This window comes from Echinicola vietnamensis DSM 17526 (assembly GCF_000325705.1).
In the GTDB taxonomy this organism is placed as follows: Bacteria; Bacteroidota; Bacteroidia; order Cytophagales; family Cyclobacteriaceae; genus Echinicola; species Echinicola vietnamensis.
The window spans coordinates 1,130,786-1,146,313 of record NC_019904.1 but is presented as its reverse complement, the minus strand read 5'-3'; the positions used below and the strand labels follow the sequence as shown (position 1 = coordinate 1,146,313).

Annotated in this window: 11 protein-coding genes; all 11 read left to right on the top strand. The window is 46.1% G+C overall.

Features of this window, described 5'->3' with window-relative positions:
• Positions 1-122: 122 nt before the first annotated feature.
• The 11 genes from htpG to ECHVI_RS04730 all read left to right on the top strand — a co-directional run bounded on the left by htpG (position 123) and on the right by ECHVI_RS04730 (position 15,254).
• Complete coding sequence (htpG, locus tag ECHVI_RS04780; RefSeq protein WP_015264822.1) at positions 123-2,006, top strand: molecular chaperone HtpG; 1,884 nt, start codon at positions 123-125, stop codon at positions 2,004-2,006.
• A 329-nt stretch (positions 2,007-2,335) separates the two neighbouring features.
• Positions 2,336-2,752, top strand: coding sequence for an RrF2 family transcriptional regulator (locus ECHVI_RS04775; RefSeq protein WP_041739447.1), 417 nt, complete (start codon positions 2,336-2,338; stop codon positions 2,750-2,752).
• 73 nt (positions 2,753-2,825) lie between these two features.
• On the top strand, positions 2,826-3,071 hold the full coding sequence (locus ECHVI_RS04770) for a DUF2061 domain-containing protein (protein ID WP_015264820.1): 246 nt from the start codon (positions 2,826-2,828) through the stop codon (positions 3,069-3,071).
• Positions 3,072-3,076: 5 nt separating this feature from the next.
• Positions 3,077-3,778, top strand: a complete 702-nt coding sequence (locus ECHVI_RS04765; protein ID WP_015264819.1) for a phosphoadenylyl-sulfate reductase — start codon at positions 3,077-3,079, stop codon at positions 3,776-3,778.
• A 66-nt stretch (positions 3,779-3,844) separates the two neighbouring features.
• Positions 3,845-4,744, top strand: coding sequence for a sulfate adenylyltransferase subunit CysD (cysD, locus tag ECHVI_RS04760; RefSeq protein ID WP_015264818.1), 900 nt, complete (start codon positions 3,845-3,847; stop codon positions 4,742-4,744).
• Between the two features lie 96 nt (positions 4,745-4,840).
• Positions 4,841-6,100: a sulfate adenylyltransferase subunit 1 gene (locus tag ECHVI_RS04755; protein WP_015264817.1), complete on the top strand. Its 1,260-nt coding sequence runs from the start codon at positions 4,841-4,843 to the stop codon at positions 6,098-6,100.
• A gap of 53 nt (positions 6,101-6,153) precedes the next feature.
• The gene (locus ECHVI_RS04750) at positions 6,154-8,256 is read left to right on the top strand and encodes a HEPN domain-containing protein (protein WP_015264816.1); all 2,103 of its coding nucleotides are present in this window, start codon (positions 6,154-6,156) and stop codon (positions 8,254-8,256) included.
• Positions 8,253-9,017 (top strand): uroporphyrinogen-III C-methyltransferase, encoded by a 765-nt coding sequence (gene cobA / locus ECHVI_RS04745; protein ID WP_015264815.1) that lies wholly within the window; start codon positions 8,253-8,255, stop codon positions 9,015-9,017. Before ECHVI_RS04750 ends, cobA begins: the two co-directional genes overlap by 4 nt.
• A 72-nt stretch (positions 9,018-9,089) precedes the next feature.
• On the top strand, positions 9,090-9,662 hold the full coding sequence (locus ECHVI_RS04740; protein WP_015264814.1) for a precorrin-2 dehydrogenase/sirohydrochlorin ferrochelatase family protein: 573 nt from the start codon (positions 9,090-9,092) through the stop codon (positions 9,660-9,662).
• 945 nt (positions 9,663-10,607) lie between these two features.
• Positions 10,608-13,751 (top strand): SusC/RagA family TonB-linked outer membrane protein, encoded by a 3,144-nt coding sequence (locus ECHVI_RS04735; protein ID WP_015264813.1) that lies wholly within the window; start codon positions 10,608-10,610, stop codon positions 13,749-13,751.
• A gap of 30 nt (positions 13,752-13,781) precedes the next feature.
• Positions 13,782-15,254, top strand: coding sequence for a SusD/RagB family nutrient-binding outer membrane lipoprotein (locus ECHVI_RS04730; protein ID WP_015264812.1), 1,473 nt, complete (start codon positions 13,782-13,784; stop codon positions 15,252-15,254).
• Positions 15,255-15,528 lie beyond the last annotated feature (274 nt).

Here is a 15,528-nt window from a genome sequence, read left to right as displayed (position 1 = left end):
TTTTAGGTTTTTTTTTCGTGTGCTGGGGAGTACTGTCATTTTGGCACGAAAAAAGGTTTGGAACACCCCTTGTTAATTAGCAATTGATTTAATTCAGCAAATAAATAAAAACATCAATAGCTATGCAGGAAAAAGGTACAATCTCGATCCATACCGAGAATATTTTCCCGATTATCAAGAAGTTTCTTTATTCGGACAATGAGATCTTTCTAAGAGAGCTGGTATCCAATGCGGTGGATGCTACCCAAAAGGTAAAGCGACTGGCTACCTTGGGGCAATATGCCGGTGAGTTGGGTGATTTGACGGTTGAAGTGAGTTTTGACAAGGAGAAAAAGACCATCACCATTGCCGATAAGGGGCTTGGTATGACGGCCGAAGAAATCAAGAAGTACATCAACCAGATTGCATTTTCCGGCGCAACGGAATTCGTAGAGAAGTTTAAAGATGCCAAGGATGCCAATGAGATCATCGGTAAATTTGGCTTGGGCTTCTATTCAGCTTTTATGGTGGCGCACCGTGTGGACATCCATTCACTTTCATACCAAGAAGGTGCCGAGCCTGCCAAATGGACATGTGATGGCAGCACTTCTTTTGAGATTTCACAGGGTGACCGTACCGAGCGCGGGACTGAGATTGTCCTTCATATCAACGAGGAATCAGAGGAGTTTTTGGACAAATGGAAGCTTCAGGAGATCCTGGACAAGTACTGTAAATTCCTTCCCATCCCAATCAAATTTGAAACCAAGACCGAAAATGTGGAGGATGGCAAAGATGAAGAAGGCAAACCAACCTATAAATCCGTAGAAGTAGACAACATCATCAACACCACTGAGCCTATATGGACAAAGGCGCCGAGTGACTTGAAAGATGAAGACTACCTGGCTTTTTATAAAGAGCTTTACCCGATGAGCGAGGATCCGTTGTTTTGGATCCATCTCAATGTAGACTATCCTTTTAACCTTACAGGGGTGCTATATTTCCCTAAGGTGAAAAATGAATTTGAGCTTCAGCGTAACAAGATCAAGCTTTTCTCCAGACAAGTATTTATTACTGATGAGGTAAAAGACATTGTTCCGGAGTTCTTGATGTTGCTGCACGGGGTGATCGATTCTCCGGATATCCCCCTAAACGTTTCCAGGAGTTTCCTTCAGGCCGATGGCAATGTGAAAAAGATCAACAGCTACATCACCAAAAAAGTGGCCGATAAGTTGGCAGAGCTCTTCAAGAAGGACCGTGCATCTTATGAGTCCAAGTGGAATGACATTGGCCTGTTCGTAAAATACGGCATGGTCAGTGAGGATAAATTCTATGACAAAGGCAAAGACTTTGCCCTGTTAAAGAACACCAAAGATGAGTACTTTACGATCGCCGAATATCAGGAGAAAGTAAAGGCTACCCAAACGGATAAAGATGATCAGACCATCTTCCTGTACAGCACCGACCCTGAAAAGCAGGATACCTTTATCCAGTCGGCCAATGCGAAGGACTATGATGTGTTGGTTTTAGATTCTCCCATTGACAGTCACTTCATCAATAACCTGGAGCAGAAATTGGAGAAGACTTCCCTGAAGCGTGTCGATGCTGATGTGGCAGACAAGCTGATCAAGAAAGAAGACAGCACCTCCAATGTCCTCACTGAGGAGCAAAGCAAGACAGTGAAGGAAGTGTTCGAAAAGGCCATTGCTAACCAGAGTTATGCTGTGGAAGTGGAAGGGCTAAGCCCAGATGAGCTTCCCGTGACCATCACCATGGAGGAATTTATGCGTAGGATGAAGGACATGGCGCAGACCGGTGGCGGTATGGGCTTCTATGGAGCGATGCCAGACAATTACAAGGTGGCCATTAACGGTAACCACAAGATCATCGATAAGATCCTGAAGGCAGAGGGTGAAGAAGAAAAGACCCGTTTGGCCAAGCAAGCCTTTGATTTAGCGAAGTTATCCCAGGGGATGCTTTCTGGCAAGGACTTGACGGAGTTCGTGAAAAGAAGCGTGGATTTGATTTAAGGTCAAATCATTGATTCATAATAGGCAGCCTCAGGCCACCAAAACCCAATGGGATGTTTGCAGCAACTCTTAGGGGAAGATAGGTGATTATGAGGCTGTCTATTTTTATAATATGTGTATCCGGAATCTTACACGTACTCAATTATGGGCAAAACATCATATCAGGATAAAGTAGGAAAGGATCCCAAACCCATAGAATATTGCTTTGTATGCAACATGGCGAATACTCATATTTTATAATGAGGTATTCCCATTTCCTATAAATTGGGAGATTTTAGAAAAAAATCTTACAAATGGGGGGATTTCAGGAATTATTTTATTTTTGTAAGATGTTATCCAAAAAAACCAAATATGCCTTTCATGCGTTGACCTACTTGGGAAAGCATAAGGAAGATGGCTCAGTATTGATACAAGACATTGCTGCTGAGCACGGTATTTCACACAAGTTTCTGGAAAATATCTTGCTGGAATTAAAGAAGGCAGGCTTTCTGGGAAGCAAAAAGGGCAAAGGTGGCGGTTATTACCTGATCAAAGAGCCGAAGGACATTCCCTTGTCCCGAATCATACGACTCTTGGACGGGCCCATAGCCTTGTTGCCTTGTGTGAGTTTAAATTATTATGAGGCCTGTGAGGAGTGCAGAGACCAGGAAAAATGCGGATTAAATCAAGTGATGATTCAAGTGAGAGACGAGACGCTTAACATACTGGAAAACAAGACGTTAGCTGACATTCTAGATAAAGAATGAAAAAATTTTCCTATAAACCCTACTTTTTTTATAGGTTTTATATACTTTTGTCTTTCAACAAATTATAAAACCTATGATTTTTGATCAGCCTATCAAAAAGTGGTTTGTAGACGAAGAAGGAAAGGACACCAATGTAAAGAGTGTGTTGAAGTCCGTTTCTTGGAGGGTAGTAGGCACCATTGACACGATGGTCATATCCTACTTGATCACGGGCCAGATAAAGACAGCATTGTCCATTGGCTCCATAGAAGTAGTTAGCAAAATGGTGCTATACTATTTTCATGAGCGAGCTTGGGCGCGAGTATCGGATAATAAATAAATGCCATGAAAAAGAACCTTTTGAAAGATTTGTCCACCCGGCTAGATAACCTCTCCATTTCGGAGGCAATGGCACAGCTGTGTGAGCTGTTTCCGGGAAAGGTTGTATTTTCCACCTCCTTGGGCCAGGAAGACCAGGTGATCACAGAAATCATCGCCAAGCATAATCTTCCGGTAAAAATTTTTACCTTGGACACTGGAAGGTTATTTTACGAGACCTATGATCTTTTGGCCAGGACCGAAAGCAGATATAAAATCAAAATCAAGCCCTATTATCCCAATACCGGTTCTGTAGAGAAACTGGTAAGTGATATCGGGATCAATGGATTTTATGAATCACCGGAGAACAGAAAGAGCTGTTGTTATGTTCGGAAAGTGGAGCCTTTGAAGCGGGCCCTTGCCGGCAACAGCATTTGGATTACCGGTCTGCGGGCTGAGCAGAGCAACAACCGAAGTGGCATGCAAAAGCTGGAATGGGACGAAGGTAACCAGATCATGAAATTCAATCCCCTGCTGGACTGGTCCATGGACGAGATGCTCCAGTACATCAGCGACCACAATATTCCCTATAACCCACTTCATGACAAAGGCTTCGTCAGCATCGGCTGCGCGCCTTGTACCCGGGCCATCGAGCCTGGAGAAGACCCACGTGCCGGCAGATGGTGGTGGGAAGCTTCGCACAAAGAATGTGGATTGCATATAAAATAGAAGTTTCGCTTGGAGCTTTGGCCAGAGACTAGCCGTCAAAGCTTCCGATAAAAACAATAATAGCACATGAAAAACACGTTTGTTCCTAATCCGAAAGAAGCCGAATCCATTCACATCATCCGTGAAGTGGCCGCCCAATTCGAAAAACCGGTGTTGATGTTTTCCGGCGGAAAAGATTCCATCACATTGGTGAGATTAGCTCAAAAGGCCTTTTATCCGGCTAAGATTCCATTTCCATTGCTGCATGTGGATACCGGACACAATTTCCCCGAAACCATCGAATTCCGCGACAAGCTGGTAGAAGAGCTTGGGCTGGAGCTGATCGTAGCGAATGTTCAGGACTCCATTGACCAAGGAAAGGTGCAGGAAGAAAGGGGACGTTATTCCAGTAGAAACTCCCTGCAGACCACCACGCTGCTTGATGCCATCGAAGAGCACAAGTTTGACGCCTGTATCGGTGGAGCAAGACGTGATGAGGAGAAGGCCCGAGCTAAAGAACGGGTATTTTCCGTACGTGATGACTTTGGCCAGTGGGATGAGAAAAACCAGCGTCCGGAGCTTTTTGACATGCTAAATGGCAAGATCCATCATGGTCAAAATGTGCGGGCATTCCCGATTTCCAACTGGACTGAACTGGACGTTTGGGAGTACATCAAGACTGAAAACATTAAAATCCCATCCATTTATTTTGCCCACAAGCGGGAGACATTCGTGCGGGATGGCATGATATGGACCGCTTCAGAGCACGTGTACCGTGAAGACCACGAAGCGGTAGAAGAGCGAATGGTACGTTTCAGGACTGTAGGCGATATGACCTGTACGGCAGCGGTACTTTCGGAGGCAGAGACCTTGGAAGAAGTCGTGGATGAAATCCGTGCCAGTACAATTTCCGAACGGGGTGCGAGGATTGATGACAAACGCTCCGAAGCGGCCATGGAAAACCGGAAAAAGGTGGGGTACTTTTAATAGTGGCAAGTACGAAGTAGCAAGTATCAAGATAGGACAAGAGCCTTCTCCGATATGCAGAACTGAATCGGAGAAAAAACAAAGAGACAAGATTTTATGAGCACTGAAAATAGAAAACTGATCAATATTGCGACGGCAGGAAGTGTGGACGACGGAAAAAGTACCCTTATCGGAAGGTTGCTTTATGATACCAAGTCCCTGACCACGGACAAGCTGGAGGCCATAGAGCGAAACAGTAAGCAAAAAGGTTTTGATTACCTGGACTTCTCCTTGGCCACGGATGGCCTGGTCGCAGAAAGGGAGCAAGGGATCACCATCGATGTGGCCCATATCTATTTCAATACGGATAAGACAAACTACATCATTGCCGACACCCCGGGCCATGTGGAGTATACCCGAAACATGGTGACAGGTGCGTCGACCTCTTCGGCAGCGATCATCCTGATCGATGCGCGGAAAGGTGTGATCGAGCAGACTTACCGACATTTTTTCATCAATAACCTCCTGCGCGTGGGGCATGTGATCGTAGCGGTGAACAAAATGGACCTGGTCGATTATGACCAGCAGGCCTATGAGGACATCAAAAAGGATTTTGAAGCCCTGATCGAGAAGAGCAATTACACGAAAGACCAAGTGCGGTTCATTCCGGTCAGCGCCCTACACGGTGACAATATCGCCGGTGGATCCGATAAAATGGATTGGTACCAAGGTCCTTCCCTATTGGATTACCTGGAAGGATTGGAAATCGATGAATCAGAAGACAACAGTGCTGCGAGGTTCCCGGTACAGTATGTGGTAAGGCCTAAGACAGATGCTCACCATGACTTCCGTGGATTTGCGGGGAAACTTTACGGTGGCAAGTTGGCGGTAGGTGACGAGGTAACGGTACTTCCCTCCTTTACCACCAGCAAAGTGAAATCCATCAACTTCTTTGATCAGGAGTTTGATGAGGCCATCCCGGGCAGTTCGATTACCATTACCCTGGAAGACGAAGTCAATGTAAGCCGCGGCGACATGCTGGTAAAATCCAATGAGCTTCCCAAGTCTGAAAAGCAGCTGTCAGCGACCATCTGTCAGGTAAACAGCAAGCCATTGAGAACAGGTGCAAAATATATCCTTCAACATGGCGTAAACCAAGTATTGGCCAAAGTGGACAGCATAGAAGGCTTGGTGCACACCGATTTCTCCGGATCAGAGGGGACGGATGAGTTGAAGTTGAACGATATCGGTAAAGTGAATTTCAGGCTGAGCAAGCCCATTCACTTTGATCCCTACCAAGAGAGCAAGTCAAACGGAAGCTTTATCCTTATCGATGAGGGTTCCTACGACACCACTAGCGTAGGGTTCATCCAGTAGCACCCATTCCGCTTCGGCGGAAGGGCTTTTCACCCATAATCAAAACAACCACTATGCAAAGCTTTAGAACAGAGATAGAAAATCCCGTTGTGGAAAAAGATATTATCGAACTTGAAAAGAAAATTGCGCTTTTCAAGGACGGTAAGATAGATGAAGAGAAATTCAGAAGCCTTCGGTTGGCCAGAGGTGTTTATGGCCAGCGTCAGCCAGGAGTGCAGATGATCCGTATCAAATTGCCCTACGGCAAAGTGACCGGAAAGCAGCTGCACCGGATCTGCAAAGTTTCTGATGAGTATTCCACAGGGAGATTACACATCACTACACGCCAGGATATTCAGATTCACTATGTGAGCTTGGACCGTACGCCCGAGCTATGGGCGGAACTGGAAAAGGACGATGTCACCCTTCGGGAGGCCTGTGGTAATACCGTAAGGAACGTCACAGCATCCGAAACGGCCGGCGTGGATCCCAAGGAGCCATTTGATGTGACTCCTTATGCAGATGCCACCTTCAAGTACATGCTGAGAAATCCCATTTGTCAAGAAATGGGCCGGAAATTCAAAATGGCCTTCTCGGCTACCGATGATGACACGGCCTTGACTTACCTTCATGACTTGGGTTTTATCCCGAAAGTAAAGACGGTTGATGGAGAAGAGGTACGTGGATTCAAGGTGCTCCTTGGTGGAGGATTGGGTTCTCAGCCGCGGCATGCAGATGTGATCGAAGAATTCTTGGCGACGGATAAGCTCATTCCGTTCATTGAAGGAGTGGTACGGATTTTTGATCGTCATGGCGAGCGTGCCAAGCGCATGAAGGCCCGAATGAAGTTCTTGATCAAAGATATCGGTGTAGAGGAGTTTATGAAATTGGTTCATGAGGAGCAAGAGGCCCTGCAATTTCAGTCTTACCCGATCGACTATAAAAGTTATGAAGCGGCCAAGACCCTGCCAAATCCCGATATTCCCGAAGTGGAAACGCCAACTGGCGAGGCCTACGAAAGGTGGTTAAATACCAATGTGCTTCCTCAAAAACAAGAGGGATACGTATCCATTGGTATCAAGGTACACTTGGGTGATTTCTATACCGACAAGGCACGTAAGTTGGCCGATCTGGTAAGCAAATATGCCAATGATGAAATCCGTCTGAGCCTGCGTCAAAATATCCTGATCAGAGATGTGAAGGAAGAAGCCATCCCATTCTTCTACCGGGAACTGGAGAAGTTGGATTTTGTGGCCTATGGCTATGATACCTTGGGGGATTTGACGGCATGTCCGGGCACGGATACCTGTAACTTGGGTATTGCGAGCAGTACCGGAGCGGCGCATGTACTGGAAGAAGTGATCTTCAAAGAGTATCCACAGTACCTGTCCAATAGAAACCTGACCATCAAGATTTCTGGCTGTATGAATGCCTGTGGACAGCATAACATGGCATCCATCGGTTTTCAGGGCATGTCCATCAAGGTGGGCAAATCGGTGATTCCTGCGTTGCAGGTATTGCTGGGAGGAGCCACTCTCGGCCAAGGTCAAGGGCGATTTGCAGACAAAGTCATCAAAATCCCAAGCAAGCGTGCTCCCCAAGCATTGCGTCTGATCTTGGACGATTACGAGCAAAATGCCGAAAAAGATGAGGTTTTTGTCACGTACTATGACCGTCAAGGCCAAATGTATTTCTATGACTTCTTGAAGCCATTGGCCAGCACGGATGATATCGTGGACAGCGATTTTATTGATTGGGGAAATGAGCAAGAATACGTTAAAGCTGTAGGTGTAGGAGAATGTGCCGGTGTGGTCATAGACTTGGTAGCCACCTTGTTATTGGAAGCGAGGGAAAAATTGGCCAATGCAGAAGACAGCTTCAATGCGAAGAAATGGTCAGACAGCATCTATCATACTTATGCCACTTTGGTCAATACGGCCAAGGCTATATTGGTATCCGAAGGCAAAAAAACCAATTCTTATGCGGACATTGTGAAGCAATTTGATGAAACATTTGTAGATTCAGGAAAAATTGCTTTGGAAGGAAGCTTTGCGGATATTGTGTATGAAATCCAGCAGAACGCCCCAACAGAGGCTTTTGCGAAAGCATATTATGAAAAAGCTGAGAAAGTTTACCATACCATCAGCGATTACAGAGCGAAGGAGGTAGAAGCATGATATCACCTGTCACACCGAAATTGACCTTAGTCGGTGCCGGTCCAGGTGATCCGGAGTTGATCACCTTAAAAGGAATATTGGCACTGGGCAAAGCGGATGTGATACTTTATGATGCATTGGTGGATAAGTCTCTCCTCAAGCATGCCACCAAAAATGCCCTCAAGGTATTTGTGGGCAAGCGGCATGGGAGCAAAAGTAATCCACAACAGGATACGAACAAGCTGATCGTGGAATATGCCCTAAAATACGGCCATGTCGTTAGGCTTAAGGGAGGCGATCCATTTGTCTTTGGCCGTGGGGCGGAGGAGATTGATTTTGTGCAGCAGTTTGGGATCGAGACGGAAGTAGTGCCGGGCATCACTTCGTGCATCTCTGTGCCGGCTTATCAGGGGATTCCCGTGACCAAACGCGGTGTCTCAGAGAGCTTCTGGGTGATCACAGGGACCACGTCTGATGGTCAGTTGTCTCGGGATGTTACCTTGGCAACACAGTCCACTGCCACAGTGGTCATTTTGATGGGTACGCGAAAACTACGTGAAATCATCGCGGCGTTTAGTGCAGCAGGAAAGGAAAATACGCCGATTGCGTTGATCCAAAGCGGTACGACAGCCGAGGAGAAAGTAGTTGCAGCCCATATACATGACATAGAACATAAAGTACAAGCATCCGGCATCGGGGCACCAGCCGTCATCATCATTGGCGATGTGGTGCGCGAGAGTCCAAAATTAATGGATGTCTATAGAGCGGCTATCAGTGCATAGCCATCAATAATCACTTAGCACCGGAAAAATCACCCATTTCCGGTGCTCCTTTAACCATAAACCATAACCATCATGAATGAACTTTACCCTGTATTCCTGAAGGTAGCACAACTGGATACGCTGATCGTAGGAGGGGGAAATGTGGGATTGGAAAAGCTTTCCTTCTTGCTTAAGTCCAGCCCAAAAGCAAAGGTTACCGTGCTTGCAAAGGAAATTTCAGCAGAGATAAGAGCCATTGCCGCTAAAAATGATCGGCTTCAGCTTATCGATGCCGCCTATGATAAATCCTATCTTGAAAACCGTCACATCGTGATCGGAGCTACCGATGATAAGGAAGTCAACAAGCAGATCCAGCAAGAGGCCAAAGCGAAACACCTTTTGGTGAATATCGCTGATACCCCAGAGCTGTGCGATTTTTATCTGGGTGGCATCGTGACCAAAGGAAATGTCAAAATCGCCATCAGTACCAATGGCAAATCACCTACCACAGCAAAGCGTCTCCGCCAATTTCTAGAAGAAGTCATTCCCGATGACATCAATGAAATGGTCGAAAACATTCACCAATACCGCGATACCCTCAAAGGGGACTTTGAGTATAAAGTAGAGGCGTTGAACAAACTGACGAAAGAACTCTTGGTAAAATAATGGCCAAGGATATGGTTCCGCTACCGTTGGTAGTTGGAATCCGCTTTTGGCCTAGCAGGCTAGTCATCATCACTGCAGTTTGACGGTTTTTTCCAACCGAACTGCTTGACAGAATTTATATATGCGGTTGATTTAATTTTAAAAAGAACAGGTAGGCTCTATCTGTTTTTTTTATTTGCGAAGTTCCATTCGATTCTGAAAACCGGGGATCAAGCCACTTTTCCAAGGGATGAATGTTGACTGGGTTATTTTACCATGGGTTTCAGCCATGGCTATGGATGTGTCGCCCCTCCGGGGCTGGCTTTCCAAGATATATCATACATAATACCAGGGATCAGCAATATTTTTGAGCGCAGCTTTCTTAAAAGGATGGCATTTTATCGTTGGACTGCATGAATTCAAGCTTTGCCGAAAAGCCCTCTTCACAGCCACAGACATATGCATTGTAAACTTTTAAGTCATGCTAAGCTGCCGATAAAAAAATGAACACGGAATTGCAATGCCTCTAACACCCTATCGGTGTTTATCAACGTTCATCCATGGCAGAATAGCAGCCAAAGGTGGCAAGGAACATATTGATCCATCCCAATAGGTTGATTTGTTACGAAGTCTTTTTTATTGGAAAAAAAATTTTCAATTTGTTGTTTTTAACGTTTTATTAATAGTTCTTTTTGAAAGAAAATTGGGTAATTATCATTTTCATGCTGATGGGCTTATATTTTTCTAATACTAGATAGACTTTTGCAGCTGTGATGGATTTGGGCTACTTTCGAATGTTAATTTTTACTTAAGCCTTTCCTTTTTTAATTAAAAAATTCATAATCGACGCTTTTCATTTGGTACCGGCTATAAGGATAGTTTTGCGACAAAATAAGGCCATGTAAGGTCTTGTTTATATACAAACAGCTGAAATTCAATCATCTACCTCAAAATACAAATCACTCTATGAAACAAGCTTTTACTTTCTTAGGAATCCTGTTTTTGCTCCCTTTTTTAGCCTTGGGGCAGGATCAGGTCACCGGACAGGTCACGGATGCCTCGGGTTTGGGGCTTCCCGGGGTCACGGTCATGATCAAAGGCACCACAAAAGGTACTGTGGCTGATTTTGAAGGCAACTATAGCATCGAAGCTGCTGCTGATGCTACCTTGCAGTTCAGCTTTATCGGGTTTACTACCCAAGAGATCCCCGTAAACGGGCAATCCCAAATCAATGTCACCCTTACAGAGGATGAGAAAAGCCTGGATGAGGTCGTCGTTACGGCGATTGGTATCAAGCAGCAGAAGAAAAAATTGGGTTATGCCACCCAAGAGGTAAACACCGAAGGGCTAGAGCAGGCCAATACCATGAACGTGGGTAACGCCCTTTCTGGTCAGGTGGCCGGATTGACCGTTACCAACCCCACCGGGATGTTTCAATCTCCTTCTTTTTCCCTCAGGGGCAAGACTCCATTGATCGTGTTGGATGGGGTGCCGGTGGAGACGGACTTTTACGATATCTCTCCGGATGACATCGAAAGTATAAACGTGCTAAAAGGTGGTGCCGCTTCTGCCCTTTATGGTGCCCGGGGTAAAAATGGTGCGATCCTGATTACCAGAAAGAATGCGTCCAAGGAAGGGCTTACCGTGACTGCTTCCACCAGCAATATGGTGACTGCAGGTTTTACGGTCTTCCCAGAAACCCAAACGCAATATGGAAACGGTTCGAATGGCAAATATGAATTCTGGGATGGCGCCGACGGCGGGATTTCCGATGGCGATATGATCTGGGGGCCTAAATTCGAGCCTGGGGTGATGGTGCCTCAGTGGAACAGCCCTATCCGCGACAAGCAAACGGGGGAAACCATCGAGTGGTACGGTAATGTGGCCGGAACCATTTATGATGACAAGTCCCGTTATGAGCGCGTGCCGACTCCGTGGGTAAGACACGATAACTTGAATGACTTTTTGCGCACTGGGGTCGTAACCAAAAATGACTTCTCAGTAGCTTACCAAGGGGAGCGTGCACAGTTTTACTTTTCTGGAAACTACTCAAATCAAAAAGGACAAGTGCCAAACACTTCCCTTACGACCGGTGGTTTGACCTTTAATTCTTCCTTTAAACTGTTGGATAACTTGCAGCTAGATGCCACAGCAAGTTATAACAAAGTCTATTCTCCAAACTATCCCCGATACGGCTATGGCCCCAAAAACCACATGTACACCATCTTGATTTGGATGGGGGATGATGTGAACGGGCAAGACCTGAAAGACCACATGTACGTACCGGGACTGGAAGGTTATCGTCAGGCCAACTACAATTATGCTTGGTATAATAACGTGTATTTTGCATCCTATGAGCTCAATCAGCTCTTTAACCAAAATACCTTGGATGGTAAGCTAAAGCTTAAATACCAAATTACTCCTGATTTGTATATTCAAGGACGGATTTCTGCCAGACAGCGAGCAGATTTCAGTGATATGCAGAGCCCAAAATCTTATATGAACTACGGAGATTCCCGAAACGGTGATTATAAGATGTGGAATGACAACCAACTGAACTTGGATACCGACTTTTTGGCCAGTTACTATAAAACGATTACGGACAACTTCTCTTTTGGCGTAAATGCCGGTGCATCCAGCTTCCGCAGGACCTACCAACAGGAATATGCTTCGTCTGATGGGCTGATCGTACCAGGGGTATACAGCCTGAGCAATACCCAAGGTCCAGTACAAGCTTCTAACACCTTCCAGGAAAAGGCCATTCGAAGTGTTTATGGTACGGTAAACTTGGAAATGTGGAACTCCGTGTTCTTGAACCTTACGGGAAGAAATGACTGGTCTTCTACCCTACCGACTACCACCAACTCCTATTTTTATCCTTCCGCCTCACTGAGTGCGATGGTGTCCGAATTCATCACTTTACCGAAGGCCATGGATTACCTGAAGGTGTATACCTCTTGGTCTGAAGTATCCAGTGACCTGAACCCTTACAGCTTGCAGGCTACTTATAACAAAGGTGTTACTTATGGCTCTACACCATCGGTATATTACCCATCCGGACTGGTCAATCCTTCCATTAAGCCAGAAAAGTCCACGACTTTTGAGGCAGGGTTGAGCACTTCATTTGCGCAAAAACGATTGACCCTTGAGGGTACCTATTATAGGATCTTGGACGAAAACCAGATCATCGACCTGAGCATCTCGGAAGCCTCTGGTTTTAATTCGAGAAAGGTGAACGGTAATGAATATACCACCGACGGTGTGGAGATCATGTTGAATTACCTGGCCATTGACCACGATAAATTTGACTGGAATGTTGGCTTAAACTGGACGCGTTTTGTGAAACGTCTGTCTGACATCTATGGCGGTGAGGATCGGTATGGAAACCTAAGGGAAGGGGATCGTTCGGATTCCTATTATGCCACTGTCTGGCAGAAAAGTGCGGACGGCCAAGTGATCCTTGATGCCAACACCGGCCTGCCGACCAAGGACCCTTATCCGACCAAAATCGGCCACTTGGATCCTAGCTGGAGACTGGGCATTCAGAACCGTTTCCGCATTGGCGATTTCAGGGTAGCCATGGATGTGGACGGTGCCTGGGGAGGATTGATCCGGTCACTGACCATCGAAAAGATGTGGTGGGGCGGTAAGCACCCCAACTCCGTACTTTACAGAGACCAAGAATATGCAGCGGGCGAGCCCGTATATGTACCGGAAGGGGTAGTCGTTACGGGTGGTGAACTTACCCGGGATGTAGATGGAAACATCATCTCCGATACGCGTGAATATACGCAGAATACCACGGCGGTGAGCTGGCAGACTTGGTCACAGATCTATCCGTACCAAGCGCAGGTGACCGAAGAAGAAAGCGAGACGTTCGCCAATGTTTTTGACCGCTCTTACTTCAAGTTGAGAAGGTTGGCGGTGACCTATGACCTGATGAACATCATGCAGTCCGAAAAGATTAAGCAGCTGGACCTTTCCTTGTATGGTTATAACCTGGCCATGTGGAAAAAGATGCCGCTCTTGGATCCGGATTATGGAAATGACAACAACCTCCAGGATCCTTCATCCAGGTACGTTGGATTTACCTTGAAAGCCACATTTTAACGGATTTTGCATTTAAGAAATTATAAGACAATGAAAAATATAGTTATCCTTTTAGCGGTTTTGATAGGCCTTGCCTCTTGCGATAATCTCGAGGAGATGAATGTCAATCCCAACCTGCCAACAGAGACGCACCCTCAGCTTTTGCTGACCAATATCGAATGGGAAGCGTTTAGATCTTATCGTGGTACTTCCCCGCTTTACGCGCTCAAAATGCTCGTCCAAACGGATGGCGAAAACACCAACCAATACTATAAGTGGGCCAGGGGAAGTTATGGCGCTTACAGCGATTTGCGTGATGTGACCAAAATGATCGAGGAAGGTGAGCGTATCGGTGATATGACCTACGTGGCCCTGGGCAAGTTCTTCCGGGCCTATCACTTCTATAACCTTACCTTGACCTTCGGCGATGTGCCCTATTCGGCTGCGTTGAAAGGAGAGGCTGAAGAAAACTACGCGCCCCTGTATGACAGCCAAGAGGCGGTGTTTGAAGGGATTCTTACAGAACTTAAGGAAGCCAATGATATTCTGGCAGAGTCCAACAATATCATTGCCGGAGACATCATCTATGGAGGTGATCTTACCAGCTGGAGGAAGTTGATCAATGCCTTTAGGCTAAAGGTGATGCTGACCCTCTCTGAGAAAACCGGTACTGTAAATGTCAGCGAGTTTGCCACGATTTTCCAAAATCAACCCTTGATGGAAAATGTGGAAGATAATGGTCAATTGGTCTTCTTGGACCAGCAAAACAACCGTTATCCAGACTTTAACAGCAGTGGATTCAGCTCTGGGATGTACATGGATTCCACTTTCATCCAGCGCTTACAGGAGCGGGAAGATCCAAGGTTGTTTATTTACTGTACGCAGACCAAGTCCGCCAAAGAGGCAGGGAAAGCCATTAATGACTTTACGGCCTACGAAGGTGGTGACCCAGCAGCCCCGTATGGGGAAGTAAATGAGAAAGCTACCCAAGGAAATGTTTCCAAGGTAAATGAGCGCTACCACCAAGACCCGGTAAATGAACCTTATATGCTCTTAGGCTATTCCGAGCAGCAGTTGATATTGGCAGAAGCTGCCGTAAGAGGCTGGATTTCTGCGGATGCTGGAGCACTGTATGAATCGGCAGTGAAGGCTTCTTTTAAGTTTTATGAGCTGTATTCCGAGGAATACGCTGCTTATGTGACAGAGGAGGCAGCTGAAGATTATTTGGCCCGCTCGATCAATGACTTTGATATGGCCACTTCCGAGGCGGAACAAATCCAACGGATCATCATGCAAAAGTACTTGCAGTCATTTTTCCAGCTGGGCTGGACTTCCTTTTATGAATACCACCGGGTGGGAGGCTATCCATCATTGAGAAGACCTGCAGGTGTGGCGATCCCTTATCGATGGATTTATCCACAGTCAGAATATAACTATAATGCCACCAATGTGACAGCGGCTATTACCCGTCAATTTGGCGAAGGAAATGACCAAATCAACCAAATGCCTTGGTGGCTAGAATAATATAAACCTGAGTTCTATTTAAAAATACCGTCATTGCGAGCGCTTTGCAACCCCAGCTCTGAGCCTCGCAGTGACGGCATTACCATGGTACGAAGACGTGCATTAAGTCAAGTGTAAATATTGGTATCCAACACATTTATCGTCATTGCGAAGGGAGCGATAGCGAAGTGAGGCCATCCCGGTTTCGGGATCCGAAATTGCTTTGCCATACCTCCTCGCAATGACGTTTTTATGAGAGACGGAACCAACCATAAATCCTTCGTACCTTCAAGCC